This window comes from Psychrobacter fjordensis, assembly GCF_904845995.1.
Classification (GTDB): domain Bacteria; phylum Pseudomonadota; class Gammaproteobacteria; order Pseudomonadales; family Moraxellaceae; genus Psychrobacter; species Psychrobacter fjordensis.
The window spans coordinates 1865519-1885521 of record NZ_CAJGYP010000001.1; the positions used below are offsets into that span (position 1 = coordinate 1865519).

The following is a 20003-nucleotide window of genomic DNA, read 5'->3' on the forward strand; positions in this document are numbered from 1 at the left end:
GCCTCGTAGGTAAGAAGTTATTAAGGTTAGTTTTGAGTAGAGAAAATTTGAGTTGGCAATAGCATAAGCTATAAATTAATAGAGGAATACATTAGTAGGTTACAAAAAGCTTATAACCAGCCTGCCGAGCAAAGAATATAAAAGCTAAATTAAAGATTATTGAAGTTTTTACTCAAAAACGATCTGTACTGTTAACCTACTTATAAAGATTATCACCATGTCCCTAAAATCTAGCTTTAAAGGTTTCCTAGGTGAAACCGTCATCAACGTCGCCATGTGGCTAAAATTAGAAAAAAATGTCTATCACCGATTAAACGGTATTACCTTGCCAAGAGCCAACGGTGGTAGTACCCAAATCGATCATATCATCGTCTCTGTATACGGCATTTTTGTCATTGAAACCAAAAATTATAAAGGCTGGATATATGGTAGCGAGAAGCAAAGACAGTGGACACAAGCTTTCCCGAATGGCAGTAAATTCAAATTCCAGAACCCACTGCGCCAAAATTATCTGCATATTAAGACGCTCGCCGATTTATTAGGATTGGAGTTGAGCTACTTCCATTCGATGATTGCTTTCATCGGTGAGTGCGAGCTGAAAACCCGTGATGAGTTACCCGAACACGTCTTAACAGGTGGTATGGTGTCTTATGTGAAGAAAAAGCAGGATAAGATACTCACTGAAGACGAGGTCAAGTCCATCGTTGAGCAGATTAATAGCAACAGATTTAGTAAGTCTTGGCGCATCAATCGAGAGCATAAAGCCTATCTAAAAGACAAGCATAGCCCGTCAAATAATCAGCCTAACGGTAACGCTACTGATAAACCAGTTGATAAAGTGGCTAATAAGCCTAAACCAGAGCCGATAGTAAAAGAAACCGCGAAAAGAGCCACGCTGAAAAGTAGAGAAGTGCTGCAATGGTCTGGTCAGACTGAGATTGAATCTAGCGAATTAATAACTGACAGTATGAATACTCAGCAGGCAAACACACCATATGATATGGCTAATAAAGTGTTTCTTACACCGTTTGAAGTTATGGAGCCTGAGTCATCGGACAATGATTTTAAAACGGCTGAATGTGAGATTATCACGTCTAATAGCATCGATCTTAAAGCTGTTGAGCAAATCAATCATACAGCTATTACAGAGCAAGTACCTGCCTGTCCAAGATGTCAGGCAGCAATGGTCAAACGTGTTGCAAAAAAAAGGCCAGCACCAAGGGAAAGACTTTTTTGGTTGTAGTCAATTTCCTAAATGTTGGGGCGTAGTGAATATTGATTAGCGGTATTCTATATAAGCCTTACTCTATACAAGCTGTACTCTATATAGCTACTTGAGTTAAGCACAACTGGCAATTAACCAATCAGCAACTGCTCTCACTCGTGCAGAGCGTCTGACATCGGGATGCATCACAAGATAGAGAGGGTAGTCTTGAGTGAGTGGAATGCTGGTATTTGAGATTGAATCCTGATTGTCTGAAACGAGTGTTGAAGAATGAATGTTCTCCACTGTTGGTTGTGTCCGAGCGGTCAGCGCTACTCGATTAATAGGGTCAACTGCCGTCAGCTCTGGGTATTGGTGAGCTAAAAATTCTGGCAGTAACGCGATGCCTATTTTTTTACGAGCAGCATGACAGGCCATATATAAATCATTAGTGTTAAATGCAACCGTATAGGCATGCTGTTTCATCAATGCCTGTGACCAAGCAAGTACTCTAGCATTGGCTTGAAACTCTATTAATTGCCATCGATCAGAATGGGTGTTTTTGAGGTATTCATTATTAGCAAAGAAACCGTATCTTGTGGACCCAATGATACGAGCAACCAGATCTTCCTGTGTGGGACAACGTGTTCTTATGGCGATGTCTGCTTCTCTGTGATGTAAATTGCTCAAGCCAACTTCACCGCTCAATGCGACTAATATATCTGGGAACTGCTGGCGAAACTCAGCCAGAGCCGGTATCAGCACTTCATTTGCCCAGACAGGTGGTGCCGATATAACGACTTTGCCCTGCATCGCGTTCTGATCAATTGCCATTCTCTCAAATACGGCTATCTCTTTTTTCACCTCAATGGCTTGGCTGTAGAGCATCGACCCTTCTGGCGTCAGTGCATAGCGTTTACCTAGTCGATCAAACAGATTTACCGATAATGTTTGCTCAAGATGAACAATTCGCCTCGCAACCGTACTGTGTTGTACCCCCAGCTCTTCAGCGCAAGCAGTCAGAGTCTGTTTTTCCACCAAGCAGACAAAGTAAGCCAAATCATCCCACTGCATATCACTACTACCTTTCAGTATGAGCACTAGTTTTAGTATAAATAATCAGTTTAGCAAATTTCACCGTGCATTTTTGCACAGTGATTGCCTATCTATAATCTGTTTATCTTTACGCCACTATATTAGACTCGTTATCTACTTTATAAAGTATTGAGAGACGTATGCAATCACCATCAAACACCCAAACACTCGATCAATTTATAGCACACATCTTTATGGGTGAATATGAGCAAGCCATGCAGCGATGTGATGAAAACGTTAAATTCGTGGTTTTTCGAGAGGATACAGACAGTCAGGTGCCTATTTATGGCACGCACAGTGGCAAAAATGAAAGCATTAATTTTTTTAAAAATCTTGCAAAAATGTTCGAGTTTGGCGAGTTTGTAATGGAGGAGTCTATCGTCGCTAATAATTACGTGATCAGATTTGGCAAGCTTGCTCACACAGTCAAACACACGGGGAAAGTATTTAATAGCCTGTGGTCAATGATTGTCCGTTTTAATGATGTTGGCGAGATTTGTCTGTACCGCATGCATGAGGACACGGCGGCTTTAGAAGCTGCTATGCAAATCTCAAGATAAAAGGTAAATGAAAGGTTGAAACTGTTTGAGGCTATGATGAATCAGATGAAGCAAAAAAGTTATAAGTTCCGCATTGTTAATACTGCAATTATGGCAGTTTCATTATCAGGGATGATGACAATTTATATTACCTTTATCAACCTTGGTATGGTGGATAGGTTTGTTTATTACTGGTTTAAGGCTTGGATGCTGGCTGCGCCTGTCGCCTTTGTTTGTGTCATGATAATAGCCAATCCGGTACAAAAATTGACTAAAAGACTGCTAGACTCATAATTCATCAGAACGCTACTACTCAGAACGCTTGAATTTATTGCCACGACTGCTATCGAATCAAGTTTTATCGGTGAGCTACGTACACCCGAAACACTAACCGCTACTTCATAATAAAAGCGACGTCAAAATCATGGGTTGGCACAAAATTACTTTCTTTGATTTCAAACGTCGTTGGTCCAATCTTCTTAACTTTGCCCTTACCTTTCCAGCAGAACGAGACCAGTTCGTTAGGGTCGCGTTTTACAGTCAGCTTAAAGTTGGCAATCGGTTTGGCCCAATTTGCTCCCGTAGTTAGGATATAGCTTAAGGCATGATAGGGACGACCACCATTCTTGTTAAACCCTTTCTGAGTTGAAGCATCAACGCAAAAATCTGGGAATTCTTCCTCACCTAGATGCACAGAGCCACCCACTAACGGTTTATAGGTGTGTTTGACCTTGGTGATAGTATTGGCTTTAAAGGTTTGCTCCCAACTATAAATCACTTGCGATTCCCAAAAGATATCAAGGTCTTCTCTATCATCGATAAACCTATCGAGTGCCTTGCTATTACAATCCAAAAGCCGTTGATTGATATCATCGGTATCAAATTTATAGGTCCAAGGTGACATCATTTGAGCATCACTAATACCGCACGCCTTAAAAAGGTTGGTGGTATCAATAGCTTTTTCCGCATAGTTTTTCTCACCATTTTTGATGATGATCGGGTACATAAAAGTGCGGACATGCTGATCAGGAGTGATAGGCTTGCCATTGGCCCAAACTTTAAAGTTATCATAAGTGGCATTAATATCAGCGTAATCTGATTCTATAAAACTGGGCACAGCCGGCATAGGAAAAAGAACCGTCTCAGTAATGTCTTTATTACTGAGATTTTTGAACTCATAATTAACGCGCACTTCATCTTTTGAGATGTATAAATCTTCACTATGCATGCTGATATTTTTATTTTTAAGATACTCAACACCGCCTGTGCCGACGTAGCCCGTAGAGTCATTGGCTTGAGCAGTAGTCATCGCTAGCAGCACAGCGTAAGCTAACGTACCGCTAAAAATTAGATGGCGCTTATCCATATATTTCTTCCAAACGTAAACAAGCCACTAATCGACCGTCCCACTCTCGCAGTTGCGGTTCTATTTCGCTGCATTGTTGCTTGGCATATGGGCAACGTTTGTGTAGGGCGCAGCCACTTGGTGGGTTGAGCGGACTGGGTAATTCGCCTTGTAGCGTCAGATCGTTCTTGTGGCCATTTACCGTTGGTGCAGCCGCCAATAGGGCGATGGTATACGGATGTTTTGGCGCATTATAGATCGCTTCTTTAGGGCCGTGCTCAACAGCTTGACCTAAATACATGACCATCACATCATCAGCGACGTGGCGTACGACCGATAGATTGTGCGAGATAAAAACGTAAGCGGTACGATACTCATCCTGCAAATCCATAAATAGATTTAAGACTTGAGCCTGAATGGAGACATCGAGGGCGGAGGTCGGCTCATCAGCGACGACGATTTTTGGATTGAGCATCATCGCGCGGGCGAGGGCAATACGTTGGCGCTGACCACCAGAAAACATATGCGGATAACGACCAGCATGTTCGGGACGTAGACCAACATTTTTCATCATCTCGTTGATTTTGTCGCGCTTTTCCTCTTTGGACAATTTGGTATGGATATCCAATGGTTCCGTCAACTGATAGCCGATAGTATGGCGCGGGTTGAGGCTACCATAAGGGTTTTGGAAGACCATTTGAATTTCGGTACGCAACTCTTTCAGCGCTTTTCTACTATAGCCAGTTGTTGCTTCATCGTTGATAAATAGCTCGCCATGAGTAGGCGCTTCGATGAGTGTCAGCTGGCGGGCAAGGGTTGATTTACCGCAGCCTGACTCACCAACGACAGCTAATGTTTTGCCAGCCTCAAGCTCGAACGAAATACCATTGAGGGCTTTTACGTATGCTTTTGCTTTGCCCAGACCTTGTGATACTGGGTAGTGCTTGTGTAGGTTGTCTGCTTTTAAGACCACTTTATTACTCATACTTGGGACTCCAAAGTAGCAGCGTGAGAGGGGCGAGAGGTAATATTAGAATCAATACAACGTACCTTGCCAGTAGGTGTATCTAATATAGGTGGCGGTACTTCGCAAGCAGGTTCTTTATACGGGCAACGAGGAGACAGTAAGCAGCCAGCTGGTCGATCGTATTGACTGGGTACGACACCGGGCAAGCTGTTTAGACGGTCTTGACCGATAGCCAGTTCAGGTATGGCTTGCAGTAACGCTTCAGTATAAGGGTGAGCAGGATGTTGAAAAATCTCTGGCACCGTACTGGTTTCAACCACTTGTCCGGCATACATGACCGCGACATCACGTGAGTTCTGTGCGACCAGTCCCAAGTCATGAGTGATTAATACCATCGCCATTTGCTTTTCGCGTTGTAATCGGCTCAGCAAATCCATGATTTGTGCTTGTACGGTGACATCCAGAGCAGTAGTTGGCTCATCTGCGATAAGTAGTTTTGGCTCACAAGCAATTGCCATCGCGATCATGACCCGTTGACTCATACCACCTGATAGTTGATGCGGATAGACTTTGAGTCGGTTTTTGGCATCGGGCATCTCGACCAATTCTAGTAGTTCTAATATGCGCGTCTGTACTGCGGCGCCTCGTAAACCAAGGTGCTTGCGTAGTACTTCGCCCAACTGCATTTCAACGGTGAAACTTGGATTTAGGCAAGACATCGCATTTTGAAAAATCATAGAGATATCTTTACCAATGATACCGCGCTTCTCTTTGGCTGGCATGCTGAGCATGTCTTTGTTATCAAACACCACTCGCTGTGCGCGGACTGTCGCAGAGGGTGGCAACAGCCCCATTAGCGCCATCATAGTGACGGACTTGCCTGAGCCAGATTCACCCACGACGGCGATGACCTCACCTTGTGCGATTTTCAGTGATACATCATCTACCGCGCGAAATGCGCGTATCCCTTGACCGAACGTAACCGATAGGTTCTCGATATCTAACAACAACGGTGATTCTTTTGCTGATGCACCATTCATAGAGGTATGATTGATAGGCGTTTTAATTAATGGATCAGTCATGTTAGGTCACCTGCTTTAATTTGGGATCTAGTGCATCGCGTAAGCCATCACCAGTCAAGTTAATCGACAGGGCAGCCAAGAAAATAGCGACACCCGGCCAAATAGCGAGCCAAACATTACTCTGAATATATTGACGTGCCGTACCTAACATGGCGCCCCATTCGGCATCTGGTGGCTGTACACCAAAGCCTAAGAAACCAATCGCACCCGCTTCTAGAATGGCAGAGGAAAAAATCATCGTTGCCTGTACGATGAGCGGTGCCATGCAGTTGGGTAAAATGGTAATAAATAATAAGCGCAGCACGCCAGCACCCATTACTTGTGAGGCGATAAAGTACTCACGTTGTAGCTCTACCATTGCAGTGGCACGAGTCAAACGAATAAAAGGCGGCGTACAGACCAAAGCGATGGTAATAATAGTATTAGTCATAGATGGCCCTAAGATAGCGGCAATGATGATGGCCAGTAGCAAGCTCGGATAGGACATTAAGATGTCATTGACCAACATGACGGCCTTGCCCCAGACTTTTGGCCAAAACGCAGCACTCAGCCCTAACGAAATACCAACCAACATCGCAAGAGTCGTAGCACTTAGACCGATAAACAGTGAATAACGCGCACCATACATCACCCGAGACAGCGTATCTCGACCCGCATCATCAGTACCGAGCCAAAACATCGTATTGCCGCCATCTAGAAAGGCAGGTGGTAATTGCTCTTGACCAGTGAACAATTCGTAAGGGTCATGGGGAGCAATGGTAGGCGCGAGTATGGCAATAAGCACCATCAAAGCCAGTACAATAAAACCAAGTACCGCGCCTTTATTGCGACAAAACGTCGATAAAAATAGCTGCCAAGACGAGGGCGGCGTGAGTGCCGCAAGCTTAAGATCAGAGGGAACAGCAGAAGGCTTCATGAGCATTTCCTATAGTGGCTAACGCGTTGCAAGTATGTAGAGTCCTATTTCTAGCAACCATTCCTAGCAATCATTCAGGAATGTGCTGAAAACGACTCAAAACCATGTAATCGCTATTTGTCACTACTTATAATATGAGTATTTATCAATGTTAGATTAAGAAGTATGTCGAATACGTGGGTTGATAAGACCATACAAAATATCAATAAATAAACTAACCAAAATCAAGGCAGTGGCGACCAGTAAAATACCGTTCTGTACGATAGGATAATCACGAGTGAAAAATCCGTCGAGTAGCCAATTCCCAACGCCTGGCCAACTAAAGATGGTCTCGGTAATAATGGCACCCGCGAGCAATGTTGCCATCTGTAGGCCAACGACTGTGACTACCGTAATCAAAGCGTTACGCATCACGTGTACCATGATCACGCGGCTCGGTGATAGACCTTTGGCGCGCGCGGTACGCACGTAATCTTCATCTAGCACTTCTAGCATCGCCGAGCGCGTCATCCGTGCAATCATGGCAAGCGGAATAGTCGATAAAGCAATAGAGGGCAAGATAAAGTGTTTGACCACGTTCCAAAACGCACCAGGTTCTCCCGACGTGAGAGAGCCGAGTAGCCACGAGCCATATAAGGGCTGCACATCTAAGAACTGTGCGACAGATATCACCCCAGCGACAGGTAGCAGGCCCAAGTAATGAGCAAATATACCTGTGAGGATTGGCCCCAATAAGTAGATGGGCATAGAGTAACCTGCCAGCGCCCCTGACATGAGAGTGTAGTCAATCCATGTACCACGTCGCAGCGCAGCAAAGATGCCTAAGCTCACGCCAATAACACTAGCAATGACAATGGCGCATAGAGCCAGCTCTAAGGTTGGAACGAAATGGGCAAAGAAATCTTGTAATACGGGGGTACGAGTACGAAAAGACTCGCCAAAATCACCCGTCAAGATGCCAGTCAGATAATCCCAATATTGGGCGACAAGAGGTTTGTCTAATCCCAGTCGCTCTAGGGCACGAGCATGTAGCTCTGGATCGACCATACGTTCGCCCATCATAATCTCAACCGCATCTCCAGGGACGAGACGAATCAGAGTGAAGGTTGATAGGGTCAAGCCAAGATAGACAGGAATGAGAATAGCGATTCGACGCAGAATATAAAGTAGCATGGGCTGCTCAATAGTTGTGATTCAATGATAAGAGTGTTTGCGATGGTAAGAGGGTCCGCGACAAAGCGTTTAATGCAGATGAATACGGCTGGTGCAGGAAGTCTGACCCAGCCGAATATAAATTAAACCATTATGTATGTCGTATCGGATCTAATCAGTGAAGATTATTCAACTTTCACACCATCAAAACGTATTGAGCCAAGTGGACTGATTTTATAATCGAACACGTTTGGTGCGGTGAATACCGTTACCACCGAATGCGCCATCGTTGTCCAAGGCAGTTGCTCTTTGAATATCTGCTGAGCTTGTACATATTCATTCACACGCTCATCTTGATCATTGATCTGACGGGCATTGGTGACTAAATTATCGAAATCTTTGTTACACCAGCGCGAGTAGTTATTACCGCCGACAGCGTCACAAGACAATAATGAGCCAAGCCAGTTGTCCGGATCTCCATTGTCACCAGTCCAACCCGCTAGAATGACATCAGGCTCACCTTTAGCCGCGCGTTTTAGGTACTCACCCCATTCATAAGTCACAAGCTTGGTATCAACACCAATCTTGGCCCAATCTGCTTGTAGCATTTCAGCCATCAGTTTGGCGTTAGGGTTATATGGTCGTTGAACTGGCATATACCATAAGTCGATAGAAAGGTTGTCTGCACCCGCTTCTTTGATAAGGGCTTTTGCTTTCTCAACGTCATAAGGTGCATCTTTGAGCGACTTGTCGTAACCCCACTGCGTTGGCGGCATTGGATTGGTGGCTTTTAAGCCTTCGCTCTGATAAACCGCATTGATAATGGCATCTTTGTTGATGGCCATGTCCAATGCTTGACGCACTTTCAGATCGCTCAGTTTAGGTTTTTCGACGTTATAGCCGACATAGCCAACGTTGAAACCGGGTTGGTCTAGTACCGTAGCCTTACCAGAATTTTTGACTGCTTCAATCTCAGCAGGTTTTGGATAGGCGGATACATGACATTCGCCTGCTTGAACTTTTTGGGCACGAACGGCTGAATCTTTTGTGATGACAAAGACGAGGTTGTCGATATAAATATCGTCTTTGTTCCAATAGTCTGGGTTTTTGGTATAACGAATTTGCGCGTCTTTTTGATAAGAAGTAAAGACGAAAGGTCCGGTACCCACTGGCTTGGTATTGATATCAGCTGCATTGCCATCAGCCATCAATTTGTTGGCGTATTCAGCAGAGTTGATATAAGCGAAAGGCATCGCTAGGTTCTGTAAAAACGGGGCGTTGGTCTCGCTGAGCGTGACTTTTACCGTATAGTCATCTACTTTTTCGATATTAGAGATAATATCTGGTAATCCCATACCAACCGAATACGGGAATTCAGCAGGATAGGCTTTATTAAATTCAAACTCTGGGTTGGTAATACGCTCTAGCGTAAAGAGAATGTCGTCTGCATTAAAATCACGAGTCGGGGTAAAGTAGTCAGTTGTACCAAATTTGACCCCTTTACGTAGATTAAAGGTATAGGTCTTACCATCTTCGCTCACATCCCAACTTTCGGCCAATCCTGGTTGAATTTCGGTACCCGCTCTTTTGAATTCTACCAAGCCATTATAGATAGGGAAGGCGCTCGCATCAAAATCAGTACCCGAAGTGTATTGTGCTGGATCGAAACCTGCAGGGCTACCTTCTGAACAATAAAGCAATGTTTTAGCCGCTTTAGCATCTGAGCTAGCAGCAGAATCGTCGGTGGTTTTGTTGTCGCCGCCACAGGCACTAATACCTAAGATAAGTGTCGTCAGCATGGTAAGTTTAAAGAGGGATTTTTGCATTATTACATCCTATGTAGTGATAGGTAGCTACTCGTATATCTACATGTTCGTACTCGATCATGAACATAATGAGCAAGCATTTAATAACCTTGAAAATATCTATGTATGTGATCTTTTATATGACTTTCCATACATACAAAAATAAACATATTACAGGTTGTTATAACTTTAATTTATATCTATAGAAACTAATAATATAAACAACTCGTTCGAATATACTCTCTAATCTGCAATAACGCAAGATATAATTAAACTAATTTCGATAAAAAATACATTAATGTGCCGATCACAGCACGAATTTAATGGAATATGCGGAATTTTACTATTTTTATCTATTTATTTAAGGTAAAGAGTTAGATGATTACGAAATTACTTGAGTATGGTTTTATAACGAATTGCAGACGAAAAGAAATAATATGGTTACGTCTACTTGACGCAACCAGTTATAAAATGCTTTTATGATGGTTATTTATATGACAGTGTTTTCGACATGGTTATGAGTTGCCTTGATAATATCTGCCAGTTTTTCAGCAATCATAATTGTTGGAGCATTGGTATTGGCGCTAATCAACGTTGGCATGATTGATGCGTCAATGACTCGTAGTCCGCTCACGCCGCGTACCTTTAACTCTAAATCCACTACAGAGCGTTCATCTGAGCCCATACGGCAAGTACCGACAGGATGATAGATGGTATCGGATTTATTGCGAATATAGCCGAGCATGCCGTCTTTTTCTATGTAAGGGGCAGGGTAGTCTTCCGTAATGTATTCGGCGAGAGGAGACTCTTGCATGATGGCTCTGGTACGCTCGGCACCGGCCACCATGCACTCTACATCTTTTGGATGGGAGAGATAGTTTGGATCAATCAGGACTGCATCAGAGGGGTTGGCAGAATCTAGTCGTACGGTGCCGCGACTCTCAGGACGCAGATAGCAGCTGTGGCAAGAGATGGCAAAGCCACGTCTGAGATCGCGACCGTGTTCGATTACACGAGATATGACGAAGTGTAGCTGAGTATTTGGCCACTCTTTTGGGGCATCGCCGACACTGAAGAACGCACCTGCTTCGGCATAGTTGGTAGACAGCAATCCCGTGCCATCTTTTCTCCATTGTCGAATGCTTTTGGTCAAACGGGAAATCGTTGCCATACCAATGCCAATGACATCAGTGGTATTTACTTCGTAATCAAAGACCACGTCTAGGTGATCTTGCAGGTTGCCACCGACATCAGGTGAATCTACCACGACCTCGATACCGTGAGATTGCAAGTGTTCTGCTGGGCCAATACCTGATAGCATCAACACTTTAGGCGAGCCGAAAGCGCCGCCTGATAGGATGACTTCACGATGTGCCATGACAGTATGTTTGACACCATCCTTTTCATAAACCACACCAGTCGCTTGTTTATCTTCAATGATGACGTGGTTGGCTTGCGCGTGAGTAATGACAGTTAGGTTCGGGCGGCTTTGGACAGGATGTAGATAGGCTGCAGCGGCAGAGCAACGTTGACCTTGTTTTTCCCCATGAAAATGGGTGACCTGATACAAACCTGTACCGTCTTGTTTTTCGCTATTAAAGTCTGTGTTATGGTCGAGACCGTTGGCAATGGCGGCTTCTACGAAGGCTTTTGAGATATCACGTGGACTGAGCAAATCGCTCACGTGCAGCGGCCCACTATCGCCATGTAGCTCACTACTGCCATGAACGTTGTTTTCAGCTTTGATAAAGTAGGGTAGGACATCGTCAAATCCCCAACCATCACAGCCTTCCTCTACCCAGCGCTCATAGTCTAGCGCACTGCCGCGTGTATAAATCATGGCATTGATAGCAGAGGAGCCGCCTAGGCATTGGCCGCGTGGTTGGAAGCCGCGTCGATTATTGAGATGAGTTTGAGGCGTAGTGTGAAAGCACCAGTTATTTAACTTTAGTGGTTTGCCGGGCACCATCAGAATCAGTCCGGCAGGTACACGAATGGCAAGGTCTTTGCCTTCGCCGCCAAACTCTAATAAGCATACACTGATTTCTGGATTTTCGGTGAGGCGGCTGGCAAGTACACAGCCGGCAGAGCCGCCACCCACGATGACGTAATCAAACGTTTTATCAAATTCCATTTTATCTTCCTTATAGCATCCATGCTAATCAAAACGAGCTTTTCAAAGTAAGCTACTCTTTACAATATCTATTATTTTGCCAGAATAATAAAATAAAAATGACTAGAGCGTGTAGATAGAGAAAATAGACTATCAATAGGAGCCTATTGATAGGTTTTTTTAGGGTATTTAGCAGTATTTATCATCATTTCGAAATAAGGGCATGCTCTAACAGCCATTTATATTGAGCAAATTTCTGAACGTACAATAAAACGTTTGCCTTCAGGAATTTCTAGCGAAAAGCTGGCGCCACGCCCGTCAACCACATCAATGGTCAAATCCGTATTTTGCCATAATTTGTGCTGCGCTTTGCCCATATAAAATGGACAACCAGCAATCTCACCGACCAATACATCTTGGCCGCCTACCTTAAACTCACCTAGCGGATAACACATGGGGGAGCTACCATCACAGCAGCCACCAGATTGATGAAACATCAGCTCACCGTGCTTGGATTTAAGTAGTTCGATTAGGTCTATGCAGGACTCTGTCGCTTTGACTTTCATGATGATTTCCTTATCATAAGAATGTAATTGTAGAAAACGTCTCATTAGCTATGAGCGTCTTATTAAGTATAAGTGTCATACTGGATGAGAATATAAAAAGCCGTATCGTTTTCACTCACATCATTTATAGCATGTGAATGAAGACGATACGACTGATGGTTTGTGATTAAATGTGTGAAGCATTAAGACAATGTCAGAATCTCACAAGCAATATAGTCAATCCTCTATAAAAGAGTTACAGCGTTAACCTCACTTGAGGTATCACATATACATCTGCGCTCGGTTGCCTTGACTCTCTTTTAAACTGAATCAACTATAACTACATACTGTAGTCAATCACAATGCGACCTTCGATTTTGCCGTTACGCATACGTTCAAATATATCGTTAATGTTTTCCAACGGCTCAGCGCTAACAGTGGCTTTTACTTTACCTGCTGCTGCCATGTCCAACGACTCTTGTAAGTCGAGACGCGTACCGACGATAGAGCCGCGAATGGTAATACCGTTGAGCACCGTATCAAAGATAGAAACAGGGAAGTCACCAGTTGGTAAGCCGTTAAAGACCACCGTGCCACCACGTCTGACCATGCTCAACGCTTGATCGAACGCGATAGCAGATACGGCTGTTACTAACACGCCATGAGCACCGCCAATTTCTTCTTTTAAGTAAGTACCAGGATCTGTATTTTTAGCATTGACGGTAATGGTCGCGCCTAGTTTTTTGGCGAATGCGAGCTTTTCATCGTCGATATCGACTGCCGCAACGTTCAGTCCCATTGCAATGGCATACTGTACTGCCATATGACCGAGACCACCGATACCAGAAATAACAACCCAATCACCAGGCTTGGTGTCGGTCATTTTAAGGCCTTTGTACACGGTGACGCCTGCGCATAAAACGGGTGCAATTTCAATCGAGTCAACACTTTCAGGGATGATACCGACGTAGTTGGCATTCGCCAGTACATATTCTGAAAAGCTACCATTAACTGAATAGCCTGCGTTTTGTTGACGCTCGCACAAGGTTTCCCAGCCACCTAAACAATGGGTACAGTGACCACAAGCAGAGTAGAGCCAAGGTACACCGACGCGGTCGCCTTCTTTTACATGGGTCACACCTTCGCCGACCGCAGTGATTAGACCAACACCTTCGTGTCCAGGGATAAATGGTGGGCTAGGTTTTACAGGCCAATCGCCTTCGATAGCATGCAAGTCAGTATGACAGACACCGGATGCTTGCATCTTGACAACAATCTCACCAGCGCCCGGCGTTGGAATATCAACTTCTTCGATCTGTAATGGTTGGTTAAACTCATGTAATACGGCGGCTTTCATTTTATTACTCATATAATTCTTCCTTGTTAGAGTTTTTGCATAAAAATAATCTGTGAATATACCTAACACACTTTGCAACCTCGATTGCAAAGTGCTTCGAACTTTAGCTTAAAAGAACCCCATTTTTTTAGGATCGTAAGACACCAGCATATTTTTGGTTTGTTGATAATGATCCAGCATCATCAGATGGTTCTCACGGCCGATACCAGACTGTTTATAACCACCGAATGCAGAATGCGACGGATAGATATGATAGCAGTTCGTCCACACACGGCCTGCCTGAATACCACGTCCGAAGCGATACGCCTTATGTACACTGCGCGTCCAAATACCAGCGCCCAGACCATATAACGTATCGTTGGCAATTCTCATCGCATCTTCGTCATCTTTAAAAGTCGTTACCGCAAGCACAGGTCCAAAGATTTCCTCTTGGAACACCCGCATATCGTTTGTGCCTTCAAAGATAGTCGGTTGCACGTAGTAGCCATCACCAAGATCACCGTCGTGTGTGGCTCGTTCGCCGCCGACCAATACTTTAGCGCCTTCTTGCTTACCGATATCTAGATAAGACAGGATCTTCTCTAGTTGGTCTGAGCTTGCTTGTGCACCAATCATTGTCTCCGTATCTAGTGGGTTACCCATTTTGATGGCTTCAACACGAGCGATACAGCGTTTGATAAACTCATCATAGATACTCTCATGTACCAGTGCGCGCGATGGGCACGTACAGACTTCACCTTGGTTGAGTGCAAACATCACCAAACCTTCAACGGCTTTGTCTAAGAAGTCATCATCTTCGTCCATAATGTCAGCGAAGAAGATGTTTGGACTCTTACCACCCAGCTCCAAGGTCACAGGAATGATGTTTTCACTGGCATACTGCATGATGAGGCGACCCGTCGTGGTCTCACCCGTAAAGGCCACTTTATTGATACGGGGGTTAGAAGCTAGGGGTTTACCAGCTTCAACACCAAAGCCATTGACGACGTTTAATACACCTTTAGGTAACAGGTCAGCAGCACCGATAAGCTCTAACATATATAGAATAGAGGCAGGGGTTTGCTCAGCAGGTTTAAGAACCACACAGTTACCAGCAGCTAGTGCAGGTGCCAGTTTCCACACGGCCATCAGGATAGGAAAGTTCCAAGGGATAATCTGACCAACAACACCAAGTGGCTCATGGAAATGATAGGCAACGGTATCGTCATCAATCTGACTGATGCCGCCTTCTTGGGCACGAATGGCACTGGCGAAATAACGGAAGTGATCAACGGCTAGCGGGATGTCTGCTGCGAGTGTCTCACGCACCGGTTTGCCGTTTTCATAACATTCAGCAATGGCGATAGACTCAAGATTGGCTTCCATTTTGTCAGCAATTTTGAGGAGGATATTGGCGCGTTCCGTCACACTGGTTTTGCCCCACGCATCTTTGGCAGCATGAGCGGCGTCTAGGGCTTTTTCGATATCAGCAGATTTTGAGCGGGCAACTTGGCAGATGACTTTGCCATCTATCGGACTGGTGTTGTCAAAGTACTCACCATCAACGGGTGCGACCCATTCGCCATTGATGAAGTTGTCATATTTTTCGCGGAATTGGACTTGGCTTTTTTCGGTATTTGGATAGGGATATAACATTAACTGCTCCTTGTTGTTTTATGTATGAGGCAAGTCATATATAAGCAATTATTTATTACATCATCGTGTAAAATAACTGCTTATCTCATCGCCACCGAATCTTCCTGATCAAGTTCTCATTTCATAATAATCAACTTTTGAGCAGAGTTATACTCACTTTTAATAATAACTAATGAATTAACTCATAAAATTTAGTTATGGAAAATGTGTCAGTTAAAAGGGTTCGTAAAGTGGATGTAGCTGTTATAATTATTGCCAATATTTTAAGCTACGGCATTTATAAAATTGCTGATGGCTGCTCTCTTTTCTTTTTCTTCTAAGTTATTGGTTGGTTTGAATATATGCGTCAATCTTCTGCTCTTGATATCCTAAAAACAGGTCAAAATGTCTTTTTGACTGGCTCAGCAGGTTCAGGTAAGACCTATACACTCAATCAATACATCGACTATCTACGTGCACGGCGTGTACCCGTGGCGGTCACTGCCAGTACGGGCATTGCTGCCACGCATATGAATGGTACGACCATTCATAGCTGGTCGGGTATCGGTATCAAAGATGAGCTAAGTGACCGAGACTTGACCACATTGTCACGTAAACAATTTTTAGCAGATAGATTAAAAGATACGGCAGTGCTCATCATTGATGAGATATCGATGCTGCATGCCAAGCAAATTAATTTGGTCAGTCAAGTACTCAAGCATGTGCGCAAAAATGACCAAGCCTTTGGTGGTATTCAGGTGGTGGTTGCAGGGGATTTCTTTCAGTTACCGCCCATAGGTAGCAAAGGTGAGAGCAACCGTGAGAAGTTTGCTTTTATGTCTGAGGCATGGCTCGATGCCAAGTTTCATATTTGCTACTTGTCTGAGCAGCATCGACAAGTGAGCGAGGCGGCCAACGGTGGTCTTGATTTGGACGATATTTTAAATCAAATTCGTCGTCAAGAAGTCACCTTTGACGCGATTGCTGCACTAGAAGCCACCTTTGACCAAAACGTCGATATCAAGCGTACTCGTCTGTATACGCATAATCTCAATGTCAATAAAATCAATGATAAAGAATTGGCGGCACTGTCTGGTGAGATGATGCGTTTTGAGGCTACGTCTACGGGTGATAGCAAGCTGGTTGAGACCCTTAAGAAAACAGTACGTACTCAAGATGATTTAGTGCTTAAAGTTGGCTCAAAGGTAATGTTTATCAAAAACAACACCGAGCTTGGTGTTTCTAACGGTACGATGGGTGAGCTGATAGGTTTTGCTGCTGTAAAAATCGACGATAGCAAAGACACCAGTGATGCTTTGATTGAAGATGATGATATCGACAGCACTGCCGACAGTGATGAAGCATCTGCCAAAAGCACAAAGAGTAAAACCAAAAAAGACAAAGAAAAACCAAAAGCCAAAAAGCCAACGACACAAAAAATGCCAGTAGTCAGGCTCAACTCAGGGCGTGAAGTGATCGCTGAGCCTGAAGAGTGGATCATCGAAGATGAGACGGGTGAAGTGCTAGCGAGCTATGAGCAAGTGCCACTTTGTCTGGCATGGGCGATTACTATTCATAAGTCACAAGGCATGACTCTCGATGCGGCTGAAATCGACTTGTCACGTACCTTTGAGTTGGGGCAGGGCTATGTGGCATTATCAAGGCTCAAGTCGCTAGCAGGGTTGCAATTGCTGGGCATGAACGACATGAGCCTGCAGCTAGATCCATTAGCTCGCGGTGCAGACAAGCGATTTTTAGTGCTATCTGATGAAGCTGATGCCAATTATGCCATGCTCGATGAAGAGAGTATGACGCAGGCACATGAGAAGTTCGTTCTAAAATCAGGCGGCACACTGAGTAAGTCAGTGATTGATGGTTATGCCAATCTGCAAAAGAAGCGCCGCGAGCAACAGCAGGCGCAGCTAGATAAAAAGCAAAAAATGGGCAATCAAGTATCTGATAAGTCGGACAGTACATTGCTAGCGACCAGAGTACTATTAGAAGAAAGCTTGTCTATTGCAGAAATCTCTCAAGCCCGTCAGCTTTCACAATCCACCATCATGCGCCATATCGGCGAATTAAAATCTCAAGACCCAAGCTTGGCTTGTGATCATCTGCGCCCAGAAGATGAGGTGATGACTGCCGTTGGTAATGCCTATGTGGTGATTAAAGTTGCCAACAATCCAAACGATTTTAATGACGATGGTAGTATTAAGCTGCGTCCGATATTTGACCATCTTAAACAAAGCATTGACTACAACACCATCCGATTGGCACTTATCTTTATAACACCTTAGCGCTTGTTAAACATTCGACTATGGCAATCAGCAGTGCCTACTTGTGAATGTGCAACACGCCCTAATATCCAACCTATTGTTAAAACCATTAAAGCGCATTGTTTTTGTTCCATTGTAGTGCTGAAATTGCAGTGCTCAATTTTATATCTCTCTTTATAGCGATAATTTGTTATGCCTGATTTTTCTAGCGCCACGTACCAATTAACGTCTGACCCTGTCGTAGCAGCACTTTATGCCACTGGTGAGCACACACAGCCACTGAGAGTGGCTATCAATGGTTTTGGACGTATAGGACGCAATGTATTGCGTGCATTGTTAGAACGCTTTGAAGTGTTAGGTCGTGCGATTCATGTGGTGGCGATTAATGATTTAGCGCCAGCGGATATCTTGCTGCATTTATTAAAGTTTGATAGTACACATGGGCGTTTGAGCCGACTTGGTGTTAGTGCCGAGATTGTAGAGAGTGGTGCCGATGATACTAGCAAGATTCAGCTCTGTCTGACGAAAAGTAATCTAACCTACTGTATCAATATGCTGTCGGAGGCAGATCCGAAAAATCTGCCTTGGGAGGCGTTAGGTGTTGATGTGGTACTAGAATGTACAGGTCATTTCCGCTCTTATGAGCAGTCTCAACTGCATAGAGAGGCTGGTGCTCAGCAAGTGATTATTGGTGCGGCACCTTTTGATGATGTGGATGCTTGTATCGTTATGGGTGTCAACACGGACGAGTTAACGCGTGAGCTGCCGATTATCTCGAGTGTCTCTTGTACCACGCAAGCATTGGTGCCATTGATTGCGACCCTTGATACTGCATTTGGCGTCAAGTCAGCGATGATGACAGAGATTCACGCAGTCACGGCTGACCAAACAGTACTGGATCAGGCGCATCGAGATCCAAGACGAGCGCGGGCTTCTGGTTATAATATTATCCCGACCACTTCTAGCAGTATCGCTGCGACAGAGCGGGTGCTACCAGCGATGATAGGCAAAATAAATGGGCACTCAATACGTGTACCAACTATCGATGTTGCCGCCATTGATGTGACTTTTGTGTTTGATGCGCCTAACGTGAGTGTCGATGATATTCGTGACGTGCTGAAATCGGCTAGCCAAGGTGGTTTGATTGATATTATGGCTTATACCGAGGAACCATTGGTTTCAAGTGATTTCATCCATCAGACAGAGTCGCTTATCGTCGATGGGCAGCAGTTGATGCAAGTGGGCGAGCAATATAAGGTTTTTGCTTGGTATGATAATGAATGGGGTTATGCCAATAGGTTGCTCGATATGTGCCTACATCTGGCATCTAATAAAAAACCTATAGTCAATCCTTGATAAAAGAGCTACAGCGTTAATCTCGCTTGAAGTGTCACCTATACATCTGTACTCAGTTGCCTTGACGCTCTTTTAAATGGAATTAATGATAGCATCAAAATAATTTAAATTCGTTCAATTAATTGCTTGCAATCTCATTTTATATCGCTATAATGATGCACCTATGGAGACGTGGCAGAGTGGTTGAATGCACCGGTCTTGAAAACCGACAAGGGTTCGTAGCCCTTCGAGAGTTCGAATCTCTCCGTCTCCTCCAAATTCGAAAGCCGTAATCATTATTAATGATTGCGGCTTTTTTTGTTGCATTTTTATTTTATATCGTTATAATGATGCACAAATGGAGACGTGGCAGAGTGGTTGAATGCACCGGTCTTGAAAACCGACAAGGGTTTGTAGCCCTTCGAGAGTTCGAATCTCTCCGTCTCCTCCAAATTTGAAAAAAGCCCCAATCAATAGTGATTGGGGCTTTTTTTATGTGCTTTTACAATAACTTTCTTCAATAATGTGGCAATGAACTAACTTGTAATGAACTAGGGCGTGCCATCAATTAGATTGTGAGGCTTAAAATGAGAAAAATTGTAGATAAACAAGGAAGGAATTGCCGTTAATATGAACATATTGACAAAATTACTGACGA

At 44.1% G+C, this 20003-nt stretch carries 16 protein-coding genes and 2 tRNA genes; 7 read left to right on the plus strand and 11 right to left on the minus strand.

Annotation, left to right across the window (positions count from 1 at the left end):
* Positions 1–217: 217 nt before the first annotated feature.
* Entirely contained in the window at positions 218–1243 is a 1026-nt protein-coding gene (locus JMW61_RS07915; RefSeq protein WP_227687389.1) for a nuclease-related domain-containing protein, read from the plus strand.
* 96 nt (positions 1244–1339) lie between these two features.
* Here JMW61_RS07915 and JMW61_RS07920 read toward each other — a convergent pair whose 3' ends face one another.
* A complete protein-coding gene (locus JMW61_RS07920) occupies positions 1340–2278 on the minus strand; it encodes a LysR family transcriptional regulator (RefSeq protein WP_201550200.1) in 939 nt (312 codons plus the stop codon).
* A gap of 161 nt (positions 2279–2439) precedes the next feature.
* Between JMW61_RS07920 and JMW61_RS07925 the strand changes: the two genes are divergently transcribed.
* The gene (locus JMW61_RS07925) at positions 2440–2859 is read left to right on the plus strand and encodes a nuclear transport factor 2 family protein (protein WP_201550201.1); all 420 of its coding nucleotides are present in this window, start codon (positions 2440–2442) and stop codon (positions 2857–2859) included.
* Positions 2860–2904: 45 nt separating this feature from the next.
* On the plus strand, positions 2905–3132 hold the full coding sequence (locus tag JMW61_RS07930; RefSeq protein WP_201550202.1) for a DUF2798 domain-containing protein: 228 nt from the start codon (positions 2905–2907) through the stop codon (positions 3130–3132).
* A 100-nt stretch (positions 3133–3232) separates the two neighbouring features.
* On the opposite strand, the gene JMW61_RS07935 is transcribed toward JMW61_RS07930, so the two are convergent.
* From JMW61_RS07935 to exaC, 10 genes are all read right to left on the minus strand, one after another.
* Positions 3233–4204: a DUF4424 family protein gene (locus tag JMW61_RS07935; protein WP_201550203.1), complete on the minus strand. Its 972-nt coding sequence runs from the start codon at positions 4202–4204 to the stop codon at positions 3233–3235.
* Positions 4197–5168: a peptide ABC transporter ATP-binding protein gene (locus JMW61_RS07940; RefSeq protein ID WP_201550204.1), complete on the minus strand. Its 972-nt coding sequence runs from the start codon at positions 5166–5168 to the stop codon at positions 4197–4199. Before JMW61_RS07940 ends, JMW61_RS07935 begins: the two co-directional genes overlap by 8 nt.
* Entirely contained in the window at positions 5165–6232 is a 1068-nt protein-coding gene (locus tag JMW61_RS07945) for an ABC transporter ATP-binding protein (RefSeq protein WP_265090108.1), read from the minus strand. The genes JMW61_RS07940 and JMW61_RS07945 overlap by 4 nt, the downstream gene beginning before the upstream one ends.
* 1 nt (position 6233) lies before the next feature.
* The gene (locus JMW61_RS07950; RefSeq protein ID WP_194197835.1) at positions 6234–7148 is read right to left on the minus strand and encodes an ABC transporter permease; all 915 of its coding nucleotides are present in this window, start codon (positions 7146–7148) and stop codon (positions 6234–6236) included.
* Positions 7149–7304: 156 nt separating this feature from the next.
* Positions 7305–8321, minus strand: a complete 1017-nt coding sequence (locus JMW61_RS07955) for an ABC transporter permease (RefSeq protein ID WP_110923113.1) — start codon at positions 8319–8321, stop codon at positions 7305–7307.
* 164 nt (positions 8322–8485) lie between these two features.
* Positions 8486–10126 carry an ABC transporter substrate-binding protein gene (locus tag JMW61_RS07960; protein ID WP_201550205.1) on the minus strand — a complete coding sequence of 547 codons (1641 nt, stop codon included), beginning with the start codon at positions 10124–10126 and terminating at the stop codon, positions 8486–8488.
* Between the two features lie 469 nt (positions 10127–10595).
* Entirely contained in the window at positions 10596–12239 is a 1644-nt protein-coding gene (locus JMW61_RS07965) for a GMC family oxidoreductase (RefSeq protein ID WP_201550206.1), read from the minus strand.
* A gap of 218 nt (positions 12240–12457) precedes the next feature.
* Positions 12458–12784 (minus strand): DUF779 domain-containing protein, encoded by a 327-nt coding sequence (locus JMW61_RS07970; protein WP_110923110.1) that lies wholly within the window; start codon positions 12782–12784, stop codon positions 12458–12460.
* A 319-nt stretch (positions 12785–13103) separates the two neighbouring features.
* On the minus strand, positions 13104–14132 hold the full coding sequence (gene adhP / locus JMW61_RS07975; protein ID WP_173240509.1) for an alcohol dehydrogenase AdhP: 1029 nt from the start codon (positions 14130–14132) through the stop codon (positions 13104–13106).
* 96 nt (positions 14133–14228) lie between these two features.
* Entirely contained in the window at positions 14229–15755 is a 1527-nt protein-coding gene (gene exaC, locus JMW61_RS07980) for an acetaldehyde dehydrogenase ExaC (protein ID WP_201550207.1), read from the minus strand.
* Between the two features lie 341 nt (positions 15756–16096).
* Here exaC and JMW61_RS07985 point away from each other — a divergent pair, with 341 nt between their 5' ends.
* The 4 genes from JMW61_RS07985 (at position 16097) to JMW61_RS08000 (ending at position 19796) form a co-directional block, all read left to right on the plus strand.
* Positions 16097–18031: an AAA family ATPase gene (locus tag JMW61_RS07985; protein WP_201550208.1), complete on the plus strand. Its 1935-nt coding sequence runs from the start codon at positions 16097–16099 to the stop codon at positions 18029–18031.
* 171 nt (positions 18032–18202) lie between these two features.
* The gene (locus JMW61_RS07990) at positions 18203–19366 is read left to right on the plus strand and encodes a type I glyceraldehyde-3-phosphate dehydrogenase (protein ID WP_227687390.1); all 1164 of its coding nucleotides are present in this window, start codon (positions 18203–18205) and stop codon (positions 19364–19366) included.
* Positions 19367–19531: 165 nt separating this feature from the next.
* Positions 19532–19622 (plus strand) — tRNA-Ser (locus tag JMW61_RS07995).
* Between the two features lie 83 nt (positions 19623–19705).
* A tRNA-Ser gene (locus JMW61_RS08000) sits at positions 19706–19796 on the plus strand.
* The last annotated feature ends 207 nt before the right edge of the window (positions 19797–20003 follow it).

Coding starts and splice junctions, on each gene's coding strand:
- JMW61_RS07970 (WP_110923110.1), bottom strand. CDS start 12,784: ATGAAAGTCAAAGCGACAGAGTCCTGCATAGACCTAATCGAACTACTT.
- JMW61_RS07950 (WP_194197835.1), bottom strand. CDS start 7,148: ATGAAGCCTTCTGCTGTTCCCTCTGATCTTAAGCTTGCGGCACTCACG.
- JMW61_RS07925 (WP_201550201.1), top strand. CDS start 2,440: ATGCAATCACCATCAAACACCCAAACACTCGATCAATTTATAGCACAC.
- JMW61_RS07915 (WP_227687389.1), top strand. CDS start 218: ATGTCCCTAAAATCTAGCTTTAAAGGTTTCCTAGGTGAAACCGTCATC.
- JMW61_RS07985 (WP_201550208.1), top strand. CDS start 16,097: ATGCGTCAATCTTCTGCTCTTGATATCCTAAAAACAGGTCAAAATGTC.
- JMW61_RS07960 (WP_201550205.1), bottom strand. CDS start 10,126: ATGCAAAAATCCCTCTTTAAACTTACCATGCTGACGACACTTATCTTA.
- JMW61_RS07955 (WP_110923113.1), bottom strand. CDS start 8,321: ATGCTACTTTATATTCTGCGTCGAATCGCTATTCTCATTCCTGTCTAT.
- JMW61_RS07940 (WP_201550204.1), bottom strand. CDS start 5,168: ATGAGTAATAAAGTGGTCTTAAAAGCAGACAACCTACACAAGCACTAC.
- adhP (WP_173240509.1), bottom strand. CDS start 14,132: ATGAGTAATAAAATGAAAGCCGCCGTATTACATGAGTTTAACCAACCA.
- JMW61_RS07945 (WP_265090108.1), bottom strand. CDS start 6,232: ATGACTGATCCATTAATTAAAACGCCTATCAATCATACCTCTATGAAT.
- JMW61_RS07990 (WP_227687390.1), top strand. CDS start 18,203: ATGCCTGATTTTTCTAGCGCCACGTACCAATTAACGTCTGACCCTGTC.
- JMW61_RS07935 (WP_201550203.1), bottom strand. CDS start 4,204: ATGGATAAGCGCCATCTAATTTTTAGCGGTACGTTAGCTTACGCTGTG.
- exaC (WP_201550207.1), bottom strand. CDS start 15,755: ATGTTATATCCCTATCCAAATACCGAAAAAAGCCAAGTCCAATTCCGC.
- JMW61_RS07930 (WP_201550202.1), top strand. CDS start 2,905: ATGAAGCAAAAAAGTTATAAGTTCCGCATTGTTAATACTGCAATTATG.
- JMW61_RS07920 (WP_201550200.1), bottom strand. CDS start 2,278: ATGCAGTGGGATGATTTGGCTTACTTTGTCTGCTTGGTGGAAAAACAG.
- JMW61_RS07965 (WP_201550206.1), bottom strand. CDS start 12,239: ATGGAATTTGATAAAACGTTTGATTACGTCATCGTGGGTGGCGGCTCT.